This is a genomic window from Facklamia sp. 7083-14-GEN3, assembly GCF_024742075.1.
Taxonomy (GTDB): domain Bacteria; phylum Bacillota; class Bacilli; order Lactobacillales; family Aerococcaceae; genus Facklamia.
The window spans coordinates 474076-498804 of record NZ_JANSGD010000001.1; the positions used below are offsets into that span (position 1 = coordinate 474076).

General features: G+C 36.2%; 25 protein-coding genes and 1 pseudogene. 21 read left to right on the forward strand and 5 right to left on the reverse strand.

The window, feature by feature from the left end:
- Nucleotide 1 precedes the first annotated feature (1 nt).
- From purH to NW240_RS02265, 3 genes are all read left to right on the forward strand, one after another.
- Nucleotides 2-1567: a bifunctional phosphoribosylaminoimidazolecarboxamide formyltransferase/IMP cyclohydrolase gene (purH, locus tag NW240_RS02255; protein ID WP_258435825.1), complete on the forward strand. Its 1566-nt coding sequence runs from the start codon at nt 2-4 to the stop codon at nt 1565-1567.
- Nucleotides 1568-1582: 15 nt separating this feature from the next.
- Entirely contained in the window at nt 1583-2836 is a 1254-nt protein-coding gene (gene purD, locus NW240_RS02260; RefSeq protein WP_258435826.1) for a phosphoribosylamine--glycine ligase, read from the forward strand.
- A gap of 69 nt (nt 2837-2905) precedes the next feature.
- Nucleotides 2906-3799 (forward strand): mechanosensitive ion channel family protein, encoded by an 894-nt coding sequence (locus NW240_RS02265; protein ID WP_258435827.1) that lies wholly within the window; start codon nt 2906-2908, stop codon nt 3797-3799.
- Nucleotides 3800-3857: 58 nt separating this feature from the next.
- On the opposite strand, the gene NW240_RS02270 is transcribed toward NW240_RS02265, so the two are convergent.
- On the reverse strand, nt 3858-4751 hold the full coding sequence (locus tag NW240_RS02270; RefSeq protein ID WP_258435828.1) for a fructose bisphosphate aldolase: 894 nt from the start codon (nt 4749-4751) through the stop codon (nt 3858-3860).
- Between the two features lie 69 nt (nt 4752-4820).
- Nucleotides 4821-5384, reverse strand: a complete 564-nt coding sequence (locus tag NW240_RS02275) for a 5-formyltetrahydrofolate cyclo-ligase (RefSeq protein ID WP_258435829.1) — start codon at nt 5382-5384, stop codon at nt 4821-4823.
- A 93-nt stretch (nt 5385-5477) separates the two neighbouring features.
- Here NW240_RS02275 and NW240_RS02280 point away from each other — a divergent pair, with 93 nt between their 5' ends.
- Nucleotides 5478-6179: a uracil-DNA glycosylase gene (locus NW240_RS02280; RefSeq protein ID WP_258435830.1), complete on the forward strand. Its 702-nt coding sequence runs from the start codon at nt 5478-5480 to the stop codon at nt 6177-6179.
- A gap of 9 nt (nt 6180-6188) precedes the next feature.
- Here the strand turns inward: NW240_RS02280 and NW240_RS02285 are convergent, their stop codons facing one another.
- Entirely contained in the window at nt 6189-6854 is a 666-nt protein-coding gene (locus NW240_RS02285) for a CPBP family intramembrane glutamic endopeptidase (RefSeq protein ID WP_258435831.1), read from the reverse strand.
- Nucleotides 6855-6999: 145 nt separating this feature from the next.
- On the opposite strand from NW240_RS02285, the pseudogene NW240_RS02290 reads away from it, so the two are divergent.
- The 5 genes and pseudogenes from NW240_RS02290 to proC all read left to right on the forward strand — a co-directional run.
- Nucleotides 7000-8400: pseudogene (locus tag NW240_RS02290) on the forward strand (ABC-F family ATP-binding cassette domain-containing protein); the annotation flags it as partial.
- Nucleotides 8401-8682: 282 nt separating this feature from the next.
- Nucleotides 8683-8892 (forward strand): ABC transporter C-terminal domain-containing protein, encoded by a 210-nt coding sequence (locus tag NW240_RS02295; RefSeq protein WP_258436261.1) that lies wholly within the window; start codon nt 8683-8685, stop codon nt 8890-8892.
- 11 nt (nt 8893-8903) lie between these two features.
- Entirely contained in the window at nt 8904-9842 is a 939-nt protein-coding gene (locus NW240_RS02300; RefSeq protein ID WP_258435832.1) for a thymidylate synthase, read from the forward strand.
- A 21-nt stretch (nt 9843-9863) separates the two neighbouring features.
- On the forward strand, nt 9864-10352 hold the full coding sequence (locus NW240_RS02305) for a dihydrofolate reductase (protein ID WP_258435833.1): 489 nt from the start codon (nt 9864-9866) through the stop codon (nt 10350-10352).
- A complete protein-coding gene (gene proC / locus NW240_RS02310) occupies nt 10353-11165 on the forward strand; it encodes a pyrroline-5-carboxylate reductase (RefSeq protein WP_258435834.1) in 813 nt (270 codons plus the stop codon).
- A 61-nt stretch (nt 11166-11226) separates the two neighbouring features.
- Here proC and NW240_RS02315 read toward each other — a convergent pair whose 3' ends face one another.
- Entirely contained in the window at nt 11227-11898 is a 672-nt protein-coding gene (locus NW240_RS02315) for a hemolysin III family protein (protein ID WP_258435835.1), read from the reverse strand.
- Nucleotides 11899-12081: 183 nt separating this feature from the next.
- Between NW240_RS02315 and NW240_RS02320 the strand changes: the two genes are divergently transcribed.
- From NW240_RS02320 to NW240_RS02375, 12 genes are all read left to right on the forward strand, one after another.
- A complete protein-coding gene (locus tag NW240_RS02320) occupies nt 12082-12300 on the forward strand; it encodes a sterile alpha motif-like domain-containing protein (protein ID WP_258435836.1) in 219 nt (72 codons plus the stop codon).
- A 12-nt stretch (nt 12301-12312) separates the two neighbouring features.
- Nucleotides 12313-13026, forward strand: a complete 714-nt coding sequence (gene deoD, locus NW240_RS02325) for a purine-nucleoside phosphorylase (RefSeq protein ID WP_258435837.1) — start codon at nt 12313-12315, stop codon at nt 13024-13026.
- A gap of 23 nt (nt 13027-13049) precedes the next feature.
- Nucleotides 13050-14531, forward strand: a complete 1482-nt coding sequence (locus NW240_RS02330) for a S41 family peptidase (RefSeq protein WP_258435838.1) — start codon at nt 13050-13052, stop codon at nt 14529-14531.
- A gap of 1 nt (nt 14532) precedes the next feature.
- Entirely contained in the window at nt 14533-15105 is a 573-nt protein-coding gene (gene lepB, locus NW240_RS02335; RefSeq protein WP_258435839.1) for a signal peptidase I, read from the forward strand.
- A gap of 32 nt (nt 15106-15137) precedes the next feature.
- Nucleotides 15138-16004, forward strand: coding sequence for a ribosome biogenesis GTPase YlqF (ylqF, locus tag NW240_RS02340; protein WP_258435840.1), 867 nt, complete (start codon nt 15138-15140; stop codon nt 16002-16004).
- Nucleotides 15988-16773 carry a ribonuclease HII gene (locus NW240_RS02345; protein ID WP_258435841.1) on the forward strand — a complete coding sequence of 262 codons (786 nt, stop codon included), beginning with the start codon at nt 15988-15990 and terminating at the stop codon, nt 16771-16773. Before ylqF ends, NW240_RS02345 begins: the two co-directional genes overlap by 17 nt.
- Nucleotides 16774-16914: 141 nt before the next feature.
- Entirely contained in the window at nt 16915-17796 is an 882-nt protein-coding gene (gene dprA / locus NW240_RS02350) for a DNA-processing protein DprA (protein ID WP_258435842.1), read from the forward strand.
- 76 nt (nt 17797-17872) lie between these two features.
- Entirely contained in the window at nt 17873-19933 is a 2061-nt protein-coding gene (topA, locus tag NW240_RS02355; protein ID WP_258435843.1) for a type I DNA topoisomerase, read from the forward strand.
- Between the two features lie 196 nt (nt 19934-20129).
- Nucleotides 20130-21065 (forward strand): tyrosine recombinase XerC, encoded by a 936-nt coding sequence (xerC, locus tag NW240_RS02360; protein ID WP_258435844.1) that lies wholly within the window; start codon nt 20130-20132, stop codon nt 21063-21065.
- Complete coding sequence (gene hslV, locus NW240_RS02365; RefSeq protein WP_258435845.1) at nt 21066-21596, forward strand: ATP-dependent protease subunit HslV; 531 nt, start codon at nt 21066-21068, stop codon at nt 21594-21596.
- A 20-nt stretch (nt 21597-21616) separates the two neighbouring features.
- Nucleotides 21617-23023, forward strand: a complete 1407-nt coding sequence (gene hslU / locus NW240_RS02370) for an ATP-dependent protease ATPase subunit HslU (RefSeq protein WP_309302389.1) — start codon at nt 21617-21619, stop codon at nt 23021-23023.
- 17 nt (nt 23024-23040) lie between these two features.
- Entirely contained in the window at nt 23041-23934 is an 894-nt protein-coding gene (locus tag NW240_RS02375; RefSeq protein WP_258435847.1) for an aldose 1-epimerase family protein, read from the forward strand.
- Between the two features lie 43 nt (nt 23935-23977).
- On the opposite strand, the gene plsY is transcribed toward NW240_RS02375, so the two are convergent.
- Nucleotides 23978-24586: a glycerol-3-phosphate 1-O-acyltransferase PlsY gene (gene plsY, locus NW240_RS02380; RefSeq protein WP_258435848.1), complete on the reverse strand. Its 609-nt coding sequence runs from the start codon at nt 24584-24586 to the stop codon at nt 23978-23980.
- Between the last annotated feature and the right edge of the window lie 143 nt (nt 24587-24729).

Below are 24729 nucleotides of genomic sequence, written 5' to 3' on the forward strand. Positions count from 1 at the left end.
ATTGTCACGTGCATTAATAAGTGTTTCTGATAAAACAGGTCTTATTCCAATGGCTCAAGCTTTAGTTGAGCAAGGAATTGAGATTATCTCAACAGGTGGGACTAAAGCTTTTCTCGACCAAGCGGGTATTCCAACCAAAGCTGTTGAAGAAGTGACAAACTTTCCAGAAATGTTAGATGGAAGAGTAAAAACTTTGCATCCCAAAATTCACGGAGGGTTACTGGCTTTGAGAGATAATAAAGACCATCAACTAGCGGTTAAGAATCATGAAATTGAGTATATCGATTTTGTTATTGTTAATCTTTATCCATTCAAACAAACCATCAAAAAGGCAGAAGTGAGCTTAGCTGAAGCGATTGAGCAAATTGATATCGGAGGACCGAGTATGATCCGCTCAGCCGCCAAAAATTATCAATCAGTCACTGTGGTTGTTGATCCAAGAGATTATGCACAGGTTATCATAGAATTAGAAAATAGCGGTCAAACAAAGGCAACGACACGTCAACAATTGGCCCAAAAAGTATTTGCTCATACAGCCGCTTATGATGCTTTAATTGCGAATTATTTAGCCACTCAAATGGCAGAAGTGGAAGAAGAGGATCAAATCACACCCGTTGAATCACTTATCTTAACTTATGATCGGATGTATGATTTAAGATATGGTGAAAATGCTCATCAAGAAGCCGCTGTTTATCAAAAGCCAATCACAGCTTCTTACGCTATTACTAAAGCAAAAGTTCTTAACGGAAAGCCATTATCTTATAATAATTTGCGTGACGCTGATGCAGCCATTAAGATGATTCGCGATTTTGCCAATCAACCTTGTGCTGTGGCAGTTAAACACATGAACCCTTGTGGTATAGCTGTTGCTGATAACATTGAATCCGCCTTTAAATACTGTCGCCAAGCAGATCCCATTTCTATTTTTGGAGGGATAGTGGTAGTTAATCGAACATTAACAGTTAACTTAGCTGAAACCCTTCACTCTATGTTTCTGGATGTTATCATTGCACCTTCATTTGAAGAAGGAGCCTTAGAGATTCTGAAACAAAAGGTGAATGTACGTGTTCTGCAATTAAATATGGATGACCTTACGATGGATGCTCACGAAATGACTTCGGTAAGTGGGGGACTCTTAGTTCAAGAAGCAGATCTTATTGCAGAAGATCCATCCCAATGGCATCAAATGGGAGCAGTTTCAATCTCTAATGAACAAAGACAAGCTTCATCATTCGCCTGGAGAGTTGTTAAGCATGTTAAGTCAAATGCCATTGTTGTGGCAGATGGTCAGCAAACCTATGGAGTAGGAGCTGGACAAACCAATCGTGTAGGAGCTGCTAAAATTGCTTTGGATCATGCCAAGGAATTAGGGGCAGATTTTTCTAAAATGGTATTAGCTTCAGATGCTTTTATACCAATGACAGATACGATTGAGCTAGCTCATCAATATGGTATTAAGGTCATTGTACAGCCAGGAGGTTCCATTGGTGATAAGGAAGTAATTGAAAAGGCTGACCAATATGGAATTGCAATGTTAGCAACAGCCACCCGTCATTTCCGTCATTAAGAGAAAGAGGTAATCATGAAATTATTAGTTATTGGTAGTGGGGGACGCGAACATGCCATTGCCTATCATTTGTTAAAAAGTCCCTTGGTAGAATCGGTTTTTTGTGCACCTGGGAATCCAGGTATGAAAGCAGATGGCATAACTTGTGTCGATATAGCTGAGAATGCTTTTGAAGACTTAATTAATTTTGCCAAACAAGAACAAATTGATTGGACGTTTGTTGGTCCAGAAGGTCCTTTATTTGAAGGAATTGTTGACCATTTCACTCAAGCAGGTCAAATTGCTTTTAGCCCAAGTCAAGCTGCTGCTCAAATTGAAGGTTCTAAATTATTTGCAAAAAAATTAATGCAAAAATATAAGATTCCAACTGCCCAGTATGCTAGTTTCACTGAGCAAGAAGCTGCATTAGCCTACTTGGAAAAACAGTCGACTCCGATTGTAGTCAAAGTCGATGGGCCAGCAGCTGGTAAAGGGGTTACAGTTGCTTTAAGTAAAGAAGAGGCAGAGAATGCGATTAAATTAGCTTTTGAAAAAGATCCAGCTAAACAAAGAGTCGTAATTGAAGAATGTCTGGTTGGACCAGAGTTTTCAATCTTTTCAATGGTTTATAATGGTAAAGTTTGCCATTCACTGCCAGCTAGAGATCATAAACGTTTATTAGATGGTAATCTAGGGCCTAATACAGGCGGTATGGGAGCTTTTGCGCCAGTAGAAGACATATCAGAAGACCTTTATCAAGAAACGCTTAGAACGATTGTAGAGCCTACTTTAGTGGCTTTGGATAAAGAAGGAACGCCTTTTAATGGTGTTTTATATACTGGTTTGATGAATACTGCTGAGGGACCTAAAGTGATTGAATTTAATGCTCGCTTTGGGGATCCAGAAACTCAAGTTGTCCTACCTTTATTAAAAACTGATTTTGCAGAATTGATTAATGACTTACTTCATGGCCGTGAAACCCAGGTGGAATGGATGGAAGATAAAGCATGCATGGGAGTAATCTTGGCTGCTGAAGGTTATCCACATAATCCTACTCGTGGTATTGAGTTTTCATTAATGTCTCCAATGGATGAAGGGATAAAGATTTATTATGCGGGTATTTCATCTTATCATCCACTAGTTTCTAGTGGAGGTAGAATTGCTATGGTTACTTGTCTAGCTGAAACTAAAAAACAAGCTCAAGATAAAGTTTATCATTATCTATCTAATCAAGATCTTGACAAAATCTACTACCGTAAAGATATAGGTGTTAACTTGCTTAAGCCATAGTGTTCCTTTAAAATGAAAATGTCGTTTTTCAATCGACTTTTATTTTAAGGATAAATAAGGAGGTAGGATATGGAGTTTATTTCAGATATCCTCACACAATTTCGAACAGAAATTGATATCATTCAAATATCACAAAATATTTTAATTGGCTTATTTAAAATCATCATTTCAATTGTTTTACTTTACACCATAAAAAAAATTTTAATTAAGATGATTGAAACTTATTTTTTAGGTAAGCGGTCTTCGCGCATTCGATTTGCTAAAAAAGCACGCAATCATACAATTAGCCGTTTATTAACTAATTTGGTGCAATATCTTTTTTATTTCTTTTTAGCCTATACGCTCTTAAGTATATTGGGTGTTCCAGTTGGAACTCTAGTAGCTGGAGCTGGTATCGTCAGCTTAGCCATCGGTTTAGGAGCTAAAGATTTGGTCTCAGATGTAGTCAATGGCTTCTTCATTCTCTTAGAACACCAATTCGATGTTGGGGATGCGGTGGATATTAATGGCTACAGTGGAACTGTTTATTCTATTGGTTTAAGAAATACCGTCATTCGTGATTATAATGGTATTCACCATTTTATCCCCAATGGAAGCATCACCCAGATGTCCAATCTTTCACTCAATAGCATTCGTGTGGATATCGATTTATTCATTTATCCAGAACAAAATATTGACCATCTTGAAGCGCGTCTTCAAGAAATATACTTGAAAGTATCGCAAGATGATCAATTAATTTTACGCGAACCTGAATTTTTGGGAGTTTTTCGGGACTCGCAAGGACGCTTGATTTATAAAATTCGAATTTGGGCCAAAAGTGTGGATGACATGTTAATTGTACAAGCCAAATATTATAAAGCCTTTATTCAAGGATTGGCTGAAGCTAAAGTTAAATTAGCCATGGGTAATCAAGAGCGCGTACAAGTAGCACTAAACGAAGAGAAGATTATAGAGTCTGACTAATATGTTTCAGTAAAAAAAGCTAACCTCCAAGAGGTTAGCTTTTTTTATTATTTATTAGTTATGCTTTATTAACTGAAGCGTCATAAATACCTTCAATTGCTTCTTCAATTGTTTGGTTAAATTCGTCTTCATTTTGACCAGCTCGTAAATCTTGTGATAGAGCACGGGAGAATGATGCTATAATGTTAGGGGTCTTTTTCAAACGTGCATTGGCTTCGTCAGTCGGATACCCGCCTGATAAAGCAACTACTCTAATCATATTTGGATGATTTGCAATTTCTTCATATGTTGAAGGATTAGTAGGGATAGAAATTTTAAGCATCACTAGCTCATTTTCTTCTAATTTATTTAAGTGAGCTAAAATTTCTTCAGCTAATTTTGCTTCGATTTTTTCTTTATCTTCAGCATGAATATTCACTTCAGGTTCGATAATTGGAACTAAGCCAGCAGCAATAATTTGCTTAGCAATTTCAAATTGTTGGTCAACAACAGCTTTAATACCAATTTCAGAATATGAATTAATATTTGAACGCATTTTGGTTCCGAAAATATGACGCTCATTTGCTCTTTCTAGTAATTCATCAAGGAGGGTGATTGGTTTCATTAATTGAACACCATCGGCTTCTTCCATAAGACCTAAGTCTACTTTAAGGAAGGGAACAACCTTTTTCTCTTCCCAAAGGTAGTCTGCAGTTTTTTTGCCTTCAACTTCACGGTCAATGGTTTGCTCAAACAAGATAGCTCCTAAAATTTTATCATTGTTAAAAGAAGGGGCAGTCATGATACGAGTACGCATTTCATGAACTTTATCAAACATTTCATCTTCATTTGAATATTGGTCTTCATTTACGCCGTATGCTTTTAAAGCTTTTGGTGTCGAACCACCTGATTGATCAAGTGCAGCGATAAAACCTTTTCCATTTTTAATTTGTTCCAATTGTTGTGAATTCATTCCATTACTCCTTTACTTTTACTATGTTTATGATAGCTTTAAATCTTTAAATTTGCAATCAATTTCAATTTAATCGATGAGATAAATACCTTCTTCGGTCATTACCATGTCAACTTTTTTATCATGCTCTTCAGTTGGAATTTCGTCATATTGTAATTGTGCGTAATAGGGTAGCACTAAATAGGCATTTTTAGCTCTTAGCAAGTAACGATCATAGTAGCCTCCGCCATAGCCAAGGCGTTCGCCACGATTATTGCAGGTTACGCATGGCATAATAATAAGATCGATGTCTTCTGGCTCAAGTCTCTTACTGATTTTTTCTGGCTCTAAGATTCCAAAAGCAGATCTTTCCAATGTTGCGTTTTCCTTATAAACTAAGGCTTCCATAACACGGTCAGGAAAAACACGAGGAATGCCGACTTCTTTACCATCTTTCCAAGCTCTTTGAATGATCGGATGAGTGTTCATTTCTTCATCTGTCGAATAATAAACCATGATTTTCTTTGCCTTTTTATATTCATCCAGTTCAAAAAGTTGCTGAAAGATTTTCTCTTCAGCTGAGCGACGATACTCTTTTGAAAGTTGAGCTCTTTTTTCAAAAATTTCTTTTCTTAACTCTGTTTTACTCTTCATTATGAACCTCCTAATAAAATACTTATTATAATTATACCATTAGATTTCAAAAGATGAATAAACTGCTTTCTAGTTATATAATTTTAATTTACAATGATTACAAAAGATAGAGGTGTTTTTATGTATCAATTACCTGATTTAAAAGAAATTGCACCCGATTGGTCAGCGTGCTTAGATAGCCAAAATCGATCATTTGATTTTCAACAGTTAAACAATTACTTAAACAAGGAAAAGACAGTTATATATCCACCATCAGAAGGAGTTTTTAAAGCTTTAGAATTATGTCCATATCTTCATACCAAGGTGGTTATTATCGGACAAGATCCCTATCATGGTCCCAATCAAGCTAATGGTTTGGCTTTTTCGGTCAATGAAGGTCAAACGATCCCTCCTTCTTTAAGAAATATCTTTAAAGAATTATCAGATGATCTCAGTGTTCCTATACGAAAAGAAACAGATCTTTCAGATTGGGCGAAACAAGGAGTTCTTTTATTAAATCGCGTTCTAACAGTAAGAGCTGGACAAGCTGATTCACATCAAGGAATAGGTTGGGAAATTTTTACCAATCAAATAATTCAATGTCTTAATCATCATCCAAACTCCCTTATATATATACTTTGGGGTAAAAAAGCTCAATCATTAGAAAAGTTGATCGATAATTCCAAACATTTCGTAATCAAATCAAGTCACCCAAGTCCTTTAGCAGCTTATCGCGGCTTTTTTGGATCCAAACCCTTTTCAAAAACCAACTCCCTTTTAATTGAAAAAGGCAATCAGGCGATTAAGTGGATATGATAGCTTAAATTATAACTGAGCAAAAAACGTTAGAACAATCCAGGAAATCAAGTTATTGATAAAATGGAAACTCATGGATGCAACAACATTAGCTTGATACTTCCAATAAAAATAAGTGATCCCTAAAGTTAAAGGAAGATAGAGGATAGCATCTGACGGCACTTTCATATGGGCTCCAGTAAATAAGACAATCGATATGATAGTCATGAACCATTTAAAAGATTTGTTTTTATGGACGGAAGGACCGATTATGATTTCACGAAAGATTAATTCTTCAACTAAAGGAGCAAAAATAACGAGCATAAAGAAAGTGAAATAGCTAGGAACGTTCTCGACTAAATCCTGAATGGCTTGCTGATTAGCGCCTAAACTGTCAATATCGATAAAAGGTTCAAATATGTTAAGTAGAATGACTCTTACAATGTTAACAACAAAAATATATACAACTATATTACCCAAAAACCTTTTCCAGCCTGTTTGTGCAAGTAGGTGTTGCCATTGGTTTTTTAAAAAATTTCCGTATAGATACCAAGCAACTAGACAAATAATAGCCATACTAGTTAGAGTAACCCAAGGAATACCTTCTAAACTTAGGCCTGAAGCAGAAGCAATTAAAGGTAATACAAAATAAAAAAACAAGTAAGTAACAACCAAAATCAAACCTTTATTTTTCATAACAACCTCCAAATTTTTTATTAATTTCATTATAACCTATCCTACTAAAAAGAACAGTCTATCTATAGATAAATCATCTGTCTATTTTCCAAGAAAAGTGACTTATATGCTATAATAAGTTGATTGCAAAAAAGGGGTAGAGACTATGAAAGAACTAAGTATACAAAATTTATCAAAATCATATGGCGTAAAACAATTGGTGGACCAAGTCGATTTTTCAATCAGAACAGGGGATCGAGTGGGTCTTATTGGTCCGAATGGAACAGGTAAATCTTCTTTTTTAAGAGTGATTGCAGGAATTGATAACTATGACAGTGGTCAAATTAAAACCCCTAATCAATATGAAATTGCTTATTTAGAACAGAATCCTCGCTTAGATCCCGATAAGACTATTTTAGAGACAGTTTACGATTCCAAAGCAGCTGATATTCAACTTCTACTTTCTTATGAAAAATGCCGGATAGAATTAGAAGCGGACCCAACAAATATTTTTCTACAGGATCAATTTACTCATTTATCAGATGAAATGACTTTGAAAAATGCTTGAGAAGTCGAAATATCTGCTAAATCGATTCTGACTCAATTAAAAATTTATGACTTAAATAAAAAGGTTGGAGAATGTTCGGGTGGCCAGCAAAAACGGATTGGTATCGCTCAAGTTTTAATTGCCGAACCAGATCTTTTGATCTTAGATGAGCCAACTAACCATTTGGATGTAGAGTCAATTCAATGGTTGGAGAAGTTTTTAGCTGCTTACAAAGGAGCGTTATTACTGGTCACTCATGATCGATACTTTTTAGAACGGTCGGTTAATAAAATTATTGAGTTACAATATGGTCGCATTACCGAATTTGAAGGCAATTATCAGGCTTATTTAATTAAAAAGGCTGAGTTGATTGAAATGCAAGCCAAACAAGCTCAAAAACAAGACCAACTCTACTTACAAGAACTCGCTTGGATGCGTCAAGGCGCTCAAGCTAGATCAACCAAACAGCAAGCTAGGATTGAACGTTTTAACCAGCTGAAGGATTCGATCGGTCAAAGAGATCAGTCTCAAGAAGCGATTGACTTTAATTTTTCGCAACAGCGTATGGGTAATCAAATTATCGAATTGGAGGACCTTTCAGTCGAAATTGCTGATACGATTATCATTGAAGGGCTAACTAAAACATTTGTAAAAGGTGATCGTTTGGGAGTTGTTGGACCTAATGGAGTGGGTAAATCAACTTTCTTAAACTGCTTGGCAGGGTTTCATCCGCTTTCTAAGGGTCTATGCAAGCTGGGTCAAACAGTTAATATTGCTTACTATCGTCAGTTAGACGAAGATTTACCCCAAGATATGCGTATCCTAAGCTATTTAACCCAAGTAGCTGATCAATTTAAACGTCCAGATGGGTCTAAAGTTTCGGCTTCACAAATGTTAGAGCGCTTCAATTTCCCTAAAGAAAGTCATGGTTCGCTGATTCAGTCACTCTCCGGTGGTGAAAAAAGAAGACTATACTTATTAACCCTTTTGATTCAAGAACCGAATGTGCTTTTATTAGATGAGCCAACTAATGACTTAGATATTGACACTTTAAATACTTTAGAAGACTACATCGAATCTTTCGAAGGGGTGGTCATTATTGTTTCGCATGATCGATATTTCTTAGATAAGACAGTCGATCAATTACTCGTTTTAAAAGGAGAGGGCAAGTTTGACTTATACTGGGGAACTTTTTCAGAGTATTTAGAAACCAAAGATAAGCAAACTGAAAATGAAGAAAAAACAATTAAGCGGCCCATCAAAGAAAATTCTCAAAACTCTTTATTAAATAAGAAAAAACGAATGACCTATCATGAAAAACAAGAATGGCAAGGTCTAGAAGAGCGAATAGTTAAAGTAGAAAGTCAAATAGAAGAAAAGCAAAATCTAATGGAAGTACATTCAGATGATGCGGTCAAATTAATGGATCTTCATGCCGAAATTGAATCTCTTGAAGTTGATTTATTAGAACTCTATGAACGCTTTGACTATTTAAGTGATTTGGATCAATAGGAGGTAGACAGATGAAACAATATCAAGAGCTGGTACGTCATATTTTAGACCGTGGCGATAAAAAATCTGATCGAACGGGAACAGGTACTCTTTCTACCTTTGGGTATCAAATGCGATTTGATTTGAGTCAATTATTCCCATTATTGACCACAAAGCGCGTCCCCTTTGAGTTAGTCAAATCTGAATTAATATGGTTTTTAAAAGGAGATACAAACATTAAATATTTATTAAGCCACAACAATCATATTTGGGATGAGTGGGCCTTTGAAAACTATACCCAATCAGCAGAATACCAAGGAGTGGACATGACCGATTTTGGTCGACGCATCCAAGAAGATAAAGAATTTGCAGAAAACTACCGGGTAGAAATGTCTAATTTTCAAGCCAACATTATAGGTAGAGATCAGTTTGCGGCTAAGCATGGTGACTTAGGTCCCATTTATGGCAAGCAATGGCGTTCTTGGGAGGCGAATGGTGAAACCATCGATCAAATTCAGCAGGTTATTATTTCTCTTAAAGAAAATCCGGATTCTAGAAGGCATATTGTAACAGCATGGAATCCTGCAGATATTGATAAAGCGGCCTTACCGCCATGTCATTGCTTCTTTCAATTCTATGTTAGTAAGGGTCGTTTATCCTGCCAGCTTTATCAACGCTCAGCAGATGTATTCTTAGGCGTTCCTTTTAATATCGCTTCTTACGCTTTATTAACGTATTTGATCGCCAAAGAGACTGATTTAGAGCCAGGAGAATTTATTCATGTTTTAGGAGATGCCCATTTATATTTAAACCACTTAGAAGCCGCACGTACTCTATTAGATCGTTCACCTCGTCAGCTTCCACAGCTTAAAATTACAGATTTTCAATCGATTGATAAACTGACATTGAATCAAATTCAATTAAAAAATTATCAACCACATCCAACCATCAAAGCAGCTATCTCAGTTTAAAATTATAAGGAGGAAAAAATAATGATTACATACGTTTATGCACAAGATTTAAAAGGCGCAATTGGTTATAAAAAAGACTTACCATGGCATCTACCTAACGACCTCAAGTTTTTCAAAGAAGTTACCATGGGACATACTATGTTAATGGGGAGAACGACTTTCGAATCAATGGACCGAAGAATTCTACCAGGTCGCAAGACGGTTGTATTAACTAGTCAAGAAGATTATGGCCAAGATATTGCAGAGCTGGGCTTGGTACATAGTGGAGAAGAGGTCTTAGAACTAGCAAAAGACCAAGAATTAATGGTTATTGGAGGAGCAGGTGTTTTCAAATCTTTAATGGATCACGTCGATAAGATTGTCCGGACCGTCATCGAAGGAGAATTTCCTGCAGATACCTATATGTCTGATATTGATCAAGAAAACTTCCGTTTGGATAAGCTAGTTGAAGTACCTGCAAACGAAGATAATGAATACCCTCATCGGTTTGAGTGGTGGGTGAGAAAATAAATGACTGATTTCACTATTTTTAAAGCGATTGGCTTTATTGGTTGTGGCAATATGGGGTCAGCGATCATAAAGACACTTTCTGCTGCTTTTCCAGATTTACCAATTTATTTATATGATATAGACAAAAATAAAAGTCAAAACTTGGCTGAGAGCTGTGGCAACAGTGTTGAAGCAGTAAATAGTCTTGAAGAACTTTTAAATGCTGCTCAAAGCCTTTTTATCGGAGTCAAACCGAAAGACTTAAATACATTGTTGGACTCCATTAATTCCATTGAATCAATCGATTATAAACTATGGATATCGATGGTAGTGGGTAGGACCTTGAACAGTATTCAGCAACTACTTCCTCAAGGAGATCATCTTATCCGCATCATGCCCAATACACCTGTTGCTATCGGACAAGGCTATGTTTCTTATTGTTACCAAGAAGAAACTTTCAAGGGCCAAACAATTAATGAATTTAAGAACTTGTTGCAACCTTTGGGTCATCTTCAATTAATCGAAGAAAGCTTATTTGATGTTGCTTCTGCCATTGCAGGGTCAGGTCCTGCTTTTGTCTATCAATTAATTGAAGCTATAAGTGATGCAGGTGTTTATTATGGATTAAATCGTCAACTAGCCATTAATATGGCAGCTAAAACGGTGGCGGGAGCCGGTCAGATGGTCTTAGAAAGTCAAGAACATCCTGCTCAATTAAAAGATGCTGTAACTAGTCCTAAGGGAACTACCATTGCAGGTGTTAGGAGTCTAGAAGCAAGTAATTTTCGTTCAGCCATTATCGAAGCTGTTTCAGCAACAATTGAAAGAACATAATAATAAATCCATCCCTATTCATGCTTGATCTAAGAATAAGGATGGATTATTTTATTTAAGTTTATAGATATCGAAAAATTGAGAAAAACATTAAACCGGCTCCTAGAATAACAAAAAGGTGCCAAACGACATGCATCCACCGATTAGCTTTCATTGAATAGAAAATCGTACCTAGAGAATAAGCAATGCCTCCTAATCCCAAATAAATTATTCCCCAAAAGTTCATTGATTTAAAAAGCGGATAAATAATTATTAAACTTAACCATCCCAAAGTCAAATAAAGATAGGTCGATAACTTTGGAAAACGGTTGATGGCAAAGATTTCAAATATAATGCCAGCTAATGCCAACAGCCAGATTATCGCAAGAAAGAGATACGCAAGTTTATTATTAAGGGCAATCATGAGGTAAGGCGTATAGGTCCCGGCTATCAAAAAATAGATAGCTGAATGATCAAGTTTTTGTAAAAGACTCCGATATTTACTATGTGATAAAGAATGATAGAGGGTTGAATTGGTGAAAAGTGCCACCATGGAAAAACCATAAATGATATAAGCAATAGTGTCTGTATTTGAGATTTTCTTTATTCCTTTCTGAATTAGTAAATAAGTACCTAATAAAGATAAAACTGCAGCGATTCCATGAGTGATGGCGTTACAAATTTCGATTTTTTTATTTGAGAGACTCCTTTTAGACGGGGAATTTTTAGATTTGGATGAAAATGAATTCAGCATGTATAAGGCTCCTTTTTTGATTCTCTTTCAATTATACTTAAGTAAGCTAATAGATGAAAGAAAAGTCGGTTTATGGGATAATTGATTTATTTATTAGGATTACAAGTGCTATAATAAAAATAATTAGACTAAATCCAGATCATTTCATTTATAAAATGATCTCAAAAGAATAGGAGGTCTAGGATGGGACCTAGTTTTTATGAATTTATAATGCGTTATGTTGATGAATCTGCTAATGATCCCATGAGTCGCTTAGCCAATGCAGTTAGTAATGACATTGCGTTTCCTAAGCATAGTCATGATTTTCAAAAAATATCTGATTATTTAGAAAAAAACAGTCAATACTCTCGTCTTTTAACTGTTTTCGATGATGCCTGGCACCAATATCAATATGCAATTTAAAGGAGAAATTTAATGAGTACACATATTCAAGCCCAATATGGGCAAATAGCCCCAATTGTTCTGTTTCCCGGTGACCCTTTAAGAGCTAAATATATCGCTGAAAACTTTTTAGAAAATGTTATTCAATATAACGAAGTTCGCAATATGTTCGGTTACACAGGAGATTATCACGGCATTAAAGTCTCAGTTCAAGGATCTGGTATGGGGATGCCCTCTGCTATGATTTATGCGGAAGAGCTATATCGTGATTATGACGTTCAAACAATTATTAGAGTAGGATCCGCTGGGGGGATGCAAGAGAAAGTCAAGGTTAGAGACATTGTCTTAGCCCAAGGTGCTACAACTGATTCTTCCGCTTTGACCAATATTTTTAAAGGACAAGTTTCTTATGCAGCCCTTGCCGATTTTGAAACTTTAGATTATTCCTATCATATCGCTCAAACAAAATTAGCAGGCCGAGTTCATGTAGGTAATGTACTATCTAGCGATCGCTTCTATAATGAGGAGTTAGATAAGGAAAAATTAGCTAACTATGGTGTATTAGCAGTTGAGATGGAAGCGGCGGGACTTTATGCTGTGGCAGCTAAATATCAGCGCAGAGCTTTGGCCATTTGCACGATTTCTGACCATTTATTAACAGGCGAAGAAACAACGGCTAATGAGCGTGAGCAAACTTTTACCGATATGATGGAAATAGCTTTAGATACAGCCCTAAAACTGGATTAAAAATAGAAAGAAGGGAAGATGGAATGATTTTTAAAGGGAAATTTAGCAAGAATCGAAAAAAATACCTTCTTCGATGGAAAAAAGATATATGGATACGTTTATTTTTAGTCTTTTCATTTATTGGTTTAGCGTTGAATTATAAAGCTTTACCAATCTCTGCTATGGAAAATTTATTTGGATATCCTTCTATTGATAAAGAAAATCAATTAACCAAAGAAGATTTGGCGATCATTCAAGAGGTTTATAATTCATTACAAATTAATTATATTGAGGAATTAGATAAAGAAGAGCTCTTAGAAGGAGCCCTAAAGGGAATGGTAGATGCGGTAGATGATCCTTATTCTGAGTTTTTAAATCCAACTGAAATGACCCCCTTTAATGATTCTCTTGAAGGCTCTTTCACAGGGATTGGTGTTCAATTTATGTTGAAGGATGGTTTACCCACTGTTATAGCTCCGGTAGACGGAACACCCGCTGCAAAAGCTGGAATCAAAGCTAATGATATTTTTCTAAAAGCTAATGATGTTGACCTTCAAGGATTAGATACCAGTGAAATAGTGCAAAATATTCGTGGACCATTAGGATCTGAAATCACCTTAACTATTAAGAGAGGGCAATCAACCTTTGAAGTAACTATGATTCGAGAAGAAATCCCTCTTACTACTGTCGATTATGAACAAGATGATGAATATGACCAAGTGGGAGTTGTTAAAGTGAGCCAATTTGCTTCGTCAACTTATGAGGAAATAGTATCGGCAGTTGAAGACCTACGGTCAAAAGGCGTAGATCGTTTTGTTTTCGATTTCCGCTACAATCCGGGAGGAATGTTGGAGACAGCTTTGCAAGTTAGTAACATGTTCTTAGAAGATGATCAAGTAATTATGCAGACAGATGATCGTCTTAACGATCCGTTTGAATATTTAGCTTCTGATGAACGCTATGGTGAGTTTCAAATTACAGAATCTTACGTGCTATTAATAGATGAAGGTTCAGCATCAGCCAGTGAAATATTAGCCGCAGCTATTAAAGAAAATACCGATTCCCCTGTTATTGGCGTAACTTCTTTTGGTAAAGGAACAGTTCAAAGAATGATTTCAGAATCTACATATGGTGAGTTGAAGTTAACCGTTGCGAAATGGTTAACACCGAGTGGGGCATGGATACATGAAAAGGGAATTGAACCTGATCAGAAGGTAGAGGCACCTGAAGTTGCAAATGCTATTGTGTTAAATCAAGAAGAAGATTTAAAATTGGGTGATGCATCCGAATATGTTCAATCAGCTAGTTTAATGTTGCAAGCATTAGGTTATCAAAATGAAGAATCCGCTTACTTTAGTCCTGAAATGGAAGAGGCAGTAAAAAAATTTCAAACGGACTTTGACCTGGTATCAAATGGAATTATTGATTCAGCAACAGCTGATAAATTGGTTGAAGAAATTCGGACTTATTTAGAAGAAGAGGACCCACAATATCAAGCAGCTATTAAAGCCTTATTAGGAGAATAAGATGGGTAGGTTTTTAAAAACAATTTTAATAGAGATAGTAAATATTATTTTTGTAATTCTCGTTGCTTTATTTCTCTTTGTAGCTGTCCGTAATTATCTTGCTCAGCCCTTTCAAGTAGAAGGAAAATCAATGAATCCTACTTTGTATCAAGCAGACCATTTGATAATGTGGAAGCAATTTGATTTAGACCGTTCCGATATCGTGGTTTTTCCTGATCCTATGGGCTCAGGAAAAACCTATGTTAAAAGGTTAATCGGCCTTCCTGGCGATTCGATTAGCGTTAATGATGATCAGTTATTCATTAATGATCAGTTGATTGAAGAACCCTATCTAGAACCTGACAAATCAAATGATGAGGGTATTTATACTGAGGATTTTACTCTTTGGGAAATTACTGGCGATGAGATTATTCCAGAAGGCAAAGTTTTTGTGATGGGTGATAACCGTCCCGGTTCGGGAGACAGTCGTCAGTTTGGCTATGTCGATATTGATAAAATTCAAGGGAAAGCTAACTTTATCTATTATCCTCTTAATCGAATAAGAAAAGTAGGTAAATTGCAAGCATTAGAATAAGCAATCTATTAAGAATTAAAAGGAGAGATAAATTGAACCAAATTCAGTGGTTTCCAGGCCATATGGCAAAGGCCAAAAGGGAAGCAAAAGAAAAACTTAATTTAGTTGATTTGGTGATTGAGTTGGTGGATGCTCGTATCCCTGAGTCTAGCCGTAATCCCGTAATAACAGAAATTATAAATCAGAAACCTTCAATTCTCGCTTTAAATAAGGCAGATTTGGCCGATCCAAAACTAACCAAACAATGGATTCAACACTATCAAGACCAAGGACAGCTTGCTTTAGCAGTGGATGCTCAGCATAGTAAGGGTTTGAATGAACTTAAGAAGGCCTGCAAGGAGTTAATGGCTGATTTCTTTGCTAAGCAAAAAGCTAAAGGGGTAAAGCCAAGAGCAATTCGTTTGATGATCCTAGGTATTCCAAATGTAGGCAAATCAACTCTGATCAACCGTTTTGTTGGGAAAAACCAGGCACAAACTGGCAATAAACCGGGAGTCACTAAAGCGCAGCGTTGGTTAAAAATCGGTAAAGAATTTGAATTACTAGATACGCCCGGTATCTTATGGCCTAAGTTTGAAGATCCTTTGACGGGTTATCATTTAGCCTTAACCGGAGCGATTAAAGACCAATTAGTAGAAATGCAGGAGCTGTCTTTAGAGTTGATCAGTCATTTAGAACAATTTTACCCTGGCTTATTGAAAGAGTTTTATCATTTAGAAGACTATCATCAAGAGATGACTGCGGCTGAAATTTTAACAAGTCTGACACAGACTTTAAATATGAATCAAGATTATAATCAAGCAGCGGAGCGTTTGATTTTTGATTATCGTCAACATAAACTGGGTTCGATTACACTCGATCATCCGATTGAGAGGGTTACTATTGAAACAAACGATTAAAGAAATTAAAGAGCAATTAAAAAATATTCAAGACTTGAACGATGTCTATCTTATTCAATTAAGTGAAGATTCTAGGAAAGGAGTTCAGGATTTACTAAAACGTCATAAAAAGATGCTAACAGCTTATAATGAACGCTATCATGCTTATCAAGAACGGTTAGCCTTTGATCGTCAACTATTGAGTGCTAACCAGTCTCTTTTGCTTGCAGGAACGGACGAAGTGGGGAGAGGGCCGATAGCCGGTCCAGTAGTAGCCGCTGCGGTTATTTTACCTCAAGATACTAGTAATTGGGTGGAAGTAAATGATTCGAAAAGCTTAACTCATCAAAAGCGTTCAGCTTTAGCAGAAATGATTAAACAGCAAGCCCAAGCTTATGCTATCACTTCTATATCTCCTCAAGAAATAGATCGGATCAATATTTATGAGGCCAGTCGTATGGCCATGAAAGAAGCAGTCTTAAAGCTCAACAAACCAGTGGATTTTATTGTAGTAGATGCCATGAAATTAGATCTTCCAATTCAACAAAAAGCAGTTGTAAAAGGTGACCGACGCTCGCTTTCCATAGCTGCTGCTTCTATTATTGCTAAAGTTCACCGTGATCAACTCATGATGAATTATGCCCAATCTTATCCAGAATATGGTTTTGATCAGCATATGGGCTATCCAACTAAGAAACATTTGTCCGCTTTAGAAAAGTTCGGCTATACTTCAATTCATCGTCTATCCTATGGTCCTGTTCAAAGGATTGATCGTTACTATGGTTTATAAGCTTAATAAAATATAAAAGAGCAAGTATTCTTCAATACTTGCTCTTTTGTATGGTCCAAAGCTATTTAACTAGGATATTAATGAGCACTTATGGTTTGATTACTTTGTATCTAAAGAATAAAGTATGAAGGAGAGCGAGCCATGATAAAAAGAGAGTTAATTTATTTGCAGATGAAAGACGTTAAATACTGTCAATTGTGGCATTATTTTAAAGTTAGAAAAAGTTTCTCTCGTTATAAAAGTGTTCATTATTTAAATACTCAAAATATTTGGTCATTTAAGGAAGAAAAGCTCTTTAAGGACTGGGATAGATACCAAGAGATACTATCTGTTTTAGAAAAGAAAGTGGTTCTATTTGGAGAAAAAAACTATCCCTATCGATGGTTGCAACTTCCCCAACCACCCATTTTATTTTATTATAAAGGAGACTTGAATCTTTTATCTAAGCCTTTAGTAGCCGTCATTGGATCCAGAAAATTATCAGCTTATGGTCGAAAAAATGCGCAAAGAATCAGCGAGGCACTTACTAAAGTTGGCTTTGTGATTGTTTCGGGTCTAGCAAAAGGTGCGGATTATTATTCGCATAAGGCCTGTATGAGTCATAAAAAAGGGAAAACAGTCGCTATTATTGCTAATGGTTTTGAACATTATTATCCTAAAGAACACCAACAGCTACAAAATCAAATTGCAAGAAGTCATTTGTTAATAAGTGAGTATCTTCCGTATCAATCAGTTCGAAAGCATCAATTTATTGCTAGAAATCGTTTAGTAGCTGGATTATGTCCAGTAGTTATAGTCATTCAAGCAGCTAAGAAATCAGGATCATTAATCACAGCTAATTACGCCTTAGACTATAATAGTCAAATCTATGCTTTACCAGGGCCCATAGATGATCCGCAATCTTACGGAAGCAATCACTTAATTCAAGTAGGTGCAAGACCGATTGTCGATATGGACCAATTAATTGAAGAAATGACCCTCGATTATCAAAGAATAGGATATAAAATGAACGGTATTCATTGACATATTTGAAAGTTTAGCATAAGATTGTAACGATTTTGCGTGTGAATAAAGGAATAAGAAAGGGAGTGATTGTTACTTGGCCTATAAATATCTAGTCATAGTCGAATCACCAACCAAAGCCAAAACAATCGATAAATATTTAGGTAAAAATTATAAAGTGGTTGCTTCAAAAGGTCATTTGAGAGATTTACCGAAATCACGAATGGGCATTGACTTAGAAAATAATTTTGAACCGCATTATATTTCAATCAGAGGTAGAGGAGATACCATTAAAGAATTAAGAAAACTAGCAAATAAGGCTGAAAAAGTTTATTTAGCTAGTGACCCGGACCGTGAAGGAGAAGCAATTGCTTGGCATCTTTCCTACCTATTAAAACTAGATCCGCAAGCAGAAAATCGTGTGGTATTTAATGAGATTACTAAAGAATCAGTTAAGGAAGCATTTAAACAACCACGAAAAATTGATCAAGATTTAGTGGATTCTCAACAAGCTAGAAGAATATTAGACCGAATAGTCGGATATTCAATCTCACCATTATTATGGAAAAAGATTAAACGCGGTTTATCTGCGGGTCGTGTCCAATCGACCACTCTAAAAATAATCATTGATCGTGAGAGGAAAATCCGCCAATTTAAACCAGAAGAATATTGGAAAATTCCAGCCAACTTCAAAAAGGGCCGATCAAAATTCGAAGCAGAATTCTATGGAGTAGCTGGTAAGAAAACAGAGCTCAAGAATAAAGAGCAAGTCGATCAAATTATGAAACGTCTTGACCTTAAAGGTAAATTTGACATTCAATCAATCACTGAAAAAGAACGCTTGCGTAAACCGAATGCACCTTTTACGACTTCTACCTTGCAACAAGATGCTGCCAATCGTTTAAATTTTCGTACTGGAAAAACTATGATGATCGCTCAGCAGCTTTATGAAGGAATATCTATTCGACGAAATACAGTCGGTTTAATTACTTATATGCGTACCGACTCCACTCGAATTTCACCAATTGCTAAAAAGATGGCTGTAGATTTCATTAAAGATACTTATGGTGAGAAGTATTTGGGAGCAGGGCATAAGGTAAATAACAAAGCCGGAGCTCAGGATGCTCATGAGGCTATTCGCCCATCAAATGTTAGCTTAACACCTGAATCAATTAAGGAATCATTAACTAAAGATCAGTTCCGTCTCTACGCTTTAATTTGGGCGCGCTTTGTAGCATCACAAATGTCTAATGCTGTCTATGATACAATTAAAGCCGATATTATTCAAAATGATGTGCTTTTTCGAGCGAATGGATCGCGGATTAAATTTGAAGGTTTCTTAAAGGTTTATCCAAGTAAATCGGATAAGGATAACTACCTACCAGCCTTAAAAGAAGGAGATGCAGTTACAGCTGAAAAGATTGATCCAAGTCAGCATTTTACTCAACCTCCAGCACGTTATAATGAAGCTAGTCTGGTCAAAACGCTTGAAGAGTTAGGAATAGGCCGTCCTTCCACCTATGCGCCAACCTTAGAAACATTGCGTAAACGCTACTATGTCAAAATGGAAGCTAAAAGATTTATGCCGACAGAATTAGGTGAAATCGTCAATGATATGATGGAAATTTACTTCCCAGATATTGTCGATTCTGAATTTACAGCTGGGATGGAAAACAATTTAGACCAAATTGAAGAAAGAAAAGAAGAATGGCAAAAAGTTCTTAATGATTTCTATCAAGTTTTCGCTAAAGATTTAGATAAGGCGGAAGAAGAAATGGAAGAAATTGAGATAAAGGATGAACCAGCAGGATTCGATTGTCCAGAATGCGGCAGTCCAATGGTTATTAAGATTGGTCGCTATGGTAAGTTTTATGCTTGCTCTAATTTTCCAGAATGTCGTCATACTGAAGCAATTGTAAAAGAAATCGGTGTGAAGTGTCCTACTTGTAAAAAGGGCGAAATTATCGAAAGAAAATCTAAGAAAAATCGCATATTTTATGGATGCTCGAGATATCCTGAATGTGAATTCGTATCTTGGGACAAGCCTATTGGACGTAATTGTCCAAAATGCAATGAATACCTTATTGAAAAGAAATCGCGTAAAGGCAAACAGGTGCAATGCTCCTCTTGTGATTATACTGAAGCCTTGGAAAATTAAGAAATTCTCATAAGAGATATTTACTTAATTTAATAAATAAAATAAAAACCGAATGCTGCACTGTTTTGTGAGTATTCGGTTTTTATTTAAACCTCAAAACATATTCATTTAATACTACTTTTTTGATCCATAGCGCTTAATTGGCTATGAATTAAAAGAAAAGGTATAATAATAAAAGAGGAAACTGAGGTGATTAATGGTGCAGGATAAGATAGATAATTTTTTAAATTATTTGCTAAATGAACGTCGTTATTCCAAGCATACGGTAGTCGCCTATCAAAGAGATCTTAAGCAATTTTGGCTTTTTATTAAAAGTTCTGGAGAAGTCGATTTAGATCAGATTTCCTATCAAGATTTAAGACTGTATTTAGCTTATCTAAATGAACTTTCTTTGAACCCTAAAACAATTGCTAGGAAACTGTCATCTTTACGTTCCTTTTTTAATTACAGTTTGCGTCGCCATTGGATTGATCAAGACCCAATGGAATTAATTACTTTCAAAGCTAAGGAGACTTACTTACCCTCATTTTTCTATGAAAATGAGATTGAAAGTCTCATAGATGTGGCTAAGACTAGCCATTTAGATTATTCTAAGCGTAACCTTGCCATTCTAGAACTAATGTATGCGACTGGTATTCGAGTTTCAGAATGTTGCCAAATCAGACTTGACCAACTCGACTTTTCCTTGCAAATTATACGTGTGTTTGGCAAGGGCAATAAGGAAAGAATTGTCCCCTTTGGGGATCCAGCTATGCAAGCTTTAAAAGACTATATTGAAACGGAGCGTAAGAACCTATTGAGTAAAGGGTCTATGCAGGATCAAAAAAACAGTGATATATTATTTTTATCAAAAAAGGGTAAGGCGATTACCCCTGATCAAATACGCCATATTTTGCAAAAAATAGTAGAAGAAAGCCAACTGAATTTAAAGATTAACCCGCATAAATTGAGACATTCTTATGCGACTCACCTTTTAAATCGTGGGGCAGATCTTCGCTCGGTCCAAGAACTTTTAGGCCATGAAAATTTATCTTCTACGCAGATATATACTCATATCACCGGTGATAAAATGCGATCAGAGTACTTAAAAGCTCATCCAAGAGCTCGTAGAAAGAAGCAGGAGGAAGAATAAATGACAACAATATGTGCAGTAAAAAAAGATAATCAACTAGCAATGGCAGGTGATGGACAAGTCACCATGGGTGAAACGGTCATCATGAAAGGCGGTGCTCGTAAGCTACGCAGAATATTTAATGATCAAGTGGTTATTGGCTTTGCCGGAGGTGTTGCTGATGCCATAACCTTGTCAGAAATGTTCGAAAATAAGCTACAGGCCCATCAAGGTCAGTTAACAAGAGCAGCTGTAGAGGTAGCTAAACAATGGCGGACAGACCGTTCTCTACAAAAATTAGAAGCCCTTTTAATCGTAATGAATCATGAAAATCTCTTATTAGTATCTGGCACGGGCGAAGTTATTGAACCGGATGATGGTATATTAACGATTGGTTCAGGGGGCAATTATGCCTTGGCAGCAGCTAGGGCTATGCTAAGAACAGGTGAACAACTAAGTGCTAAGGAAATTGTCTCCCAAGCCCTTGAAATAGCTGCTGAAATTGACGTATATACCAATAAACAAATCATGGTCGAAAGTTTTGAGTCCTAGAATTAAAGGAGAATGTGAGAATGGAATTAAGTCCAAGACAATTAGTTGCAGAATTAGATAAATATATCATTGGTCAAGCAGAAGCCAAACGCTCGATAGCTGTTGCAATTAGAAATAGACAAAGACGTTTACGACTTGAACCTGAAATGCAAGATGAAGTGAAGCCTAAAAATTTATTAATGATTGGTCCAACTGGGGTTGGAAAAACAGAAATTGCAAGACGTCTAGCTAAGATTATTAAAGCGCCTTTTTTAAAAGTGGAAGCCACTAAATATACGGAAGTTGGTTATGTCGGTCGCGATGTAGAATCTATGGTTAGGGATTTGGTAGAGCAAGCGATCCGCATTGTACGTGATGAAATGCGTCAAGAGGTTGAAGAAGAAGCGCGTGAAAAAGCAATCGATCGAATCGCTAAAGCTTTAGTCCCTGGTAAAAAGAAAAAAGCAGAAGTTAAAAAAGATAACAATAATACTGGTGGATTCGTCTTACCTGATATGGAAGCTTTCATGCGCCAAATGCGTGGTGAAGTAGAAACAGAAAAAGAAGAAGTGACTGAAGAAGTAGCTTCCAATCGTCGTCATATTCGCCAACAAATACGTGAGGGTGTGTTGGATAAGCAAGAAGTGACTATTGAAATGGAAGAAAAGAAATTACAATTAAATTCGCTCAATCCTGCAATGGAACAGATGATGGATATGCAAGAATCATTGAATGCTTTAAAACCTAAGAAAATGATTCAGCGAACCGTTACAGTGAAAGAAGCAATTAAGTTACTAACAATTGATGAAGCAGATAAATTAGTTAACGAAGAAGATATTCATCAAAAAGGCTTAAACTTAGCCGAAAAAAATGGCATTATCTTCATCGACGAATTAGATAAAATAGCTTCTTCAAGTAATCAATCTGGTGAAGTTTCAAGACAAGGTGTTCAGCGTGATATTTTACCAATTGTTGAGGGTAGTCAAATTCAAACCAAATACGGTATTATAAAATCTGACCATATTCTCTTTGTGGGTTCAGGTGCTTTTCATGTAGCTAAACCGTCGGATTTAATCCCCGAATTACAAGGGCGCTTTCCAATCCGAGTAAACCTTCAAGATTTAACAGCTGATGACTTCGTTAAGATCTTGACAGAGCCAAAAAATGCCTTACTTATTCAATATCAGGCACTTTTAGCTACTGAAGAGGTGACCGTTAACTTTACTGATGAAGCGGTTAAAAAGATGGCTTACTATGCTGAAACTTTAAATCGCAATACAGATAATATTGGAGCACGTCGTTTGCATACGATTATTGAGACAGTTTTAGAAGAATTGCTATTTGAAGCAGCAGATACACCGATGGTAATAGAAATTACAGAAAAATACGTAGATGATAAACTGGCGGATAAGGTTGAGAATCGCGATCTTAGCCACTACATTTTATAAAGAAATGGGTGAGCCTTATGGTAACCATTCAAAATAATTTTTTGAAAGTGGAAATAGCTGAAAATGGAGCGGAAGTTCAATCGATTACTGATTTAAAGACTGGCTACGAATTTCTTTGGCAAGCAGACCCTTTCTATTGGTCTCGCAGTGCACCGATTCTTTTTCCTATCGTTGGCCGTTTGCAGAATGACCAGTATCTTTATGGAGGAAAATTTTATCATATGAGTCGGCATGGATTTGCAAGAGACAGTGTGTTTACCGTTCAAAGCCAAACGGATTCTTCTGTGAGTTTTTACTTAAAAAATAACGAAAACACTCTAGAGTCTTATCCCTTTGAATTTTCTCTTCAAGTTAATTATGTTCTATATAATCATAAGTTAACCATTACTTTTGAAGTCTATAATCCTTCAGTCGAAGACACTTTATATTATTCAGTGGGTTACCATCCGGCCTTCAATCTCGAACATACTTCGGGAAGAAATTATCCGGAGTTTAATCAAGTCAGCTATCAATTGAATCCAGAAGGCTATTATTATCTCTTACAGACTAATACCGAAGGCTTAGTTAACTTAGAAAAAGCTAAGTATATGGAAGTGATTGATCAAAAGTTACGTCATAAACAATTTAAGAATGATGCCTTGATCTATCAAATTAGCGAAAAAGCAGAATTTGTTTTAACGGATGCAGTCAATGATGTTGAAATCAAATTTCGCTCAATTGGTTTTGACTATACGGCTCTATGGTCTCCTTATCCTAAGCGGGCTTCTTTCTTATCTGTTGAAGCGTGGTCTGGGTTACCAGATATTGCCAATGATCCTCAGCTGTTTAAGTATAAAAGGGGAATCAACAGCTTAGACCCTCAATCTATAAGCACACACGATTTGACGATAGAATTTCATAAGGGTGAATAAAATTACATAAAAAAAGCTAAGGTATCATCCTTAGCTTTTTTATTTATTTTTTTCTAGGATTTAAACCGAATGTCACTCGACGTTCTTCTCCTTTAAGCAATCTTTGAATATTTTCACGGTGACGATAAATCATAAAGATGGCTATAAAGGCGAATCCCCAAGAATATATCAAAGGTTCTCTTAAAATAATCCAAATGACAACCAGCAAAAAAGAGGTTATAGCAGCAATACTTACAGTTGATGTAATTAAGAGAATAGTCAAAAGGAGAGCGACCATTGTTAAAGCGATATAAAAATTGTGTGCCAGTAGTACGCCTACTGATGTTGCAACAATCTTACCCCCGCGAAATTGACTAAAGATTGGATAGGCGTGTCCAAGAACGGCAGCAATAGCTGTTAGCATAATCGCTACATCATTATCCGATTCCAAGAACTGTTGGGCCATTAAAACAGGAAGATAGCCCTTTAATACATCTACAATAATAACTATGACGGCTGCAATCGGTCCGAAATTTCTGCCGACATTGGTACCACCAGAATTACCTGAACCTAGTGTTCGCACATCAATTTTGTGAATGTATTTTGAATACCAGACACCTGAGGGAACGGATCCTGCCAAGTATCCAATAACAATCATTAAGATAGATAACATTTGATAACCTCCTAGTTTACTATGCCCATTCTAACATGATTGAATAAAGTTCAACAAGCAAAAATCATGTTTATTAAGAAGGGAATCTTATGAATTTTAAGTACCCGATTGAATTTAAGTAATCAAAATTGTCAAAGCAGGAT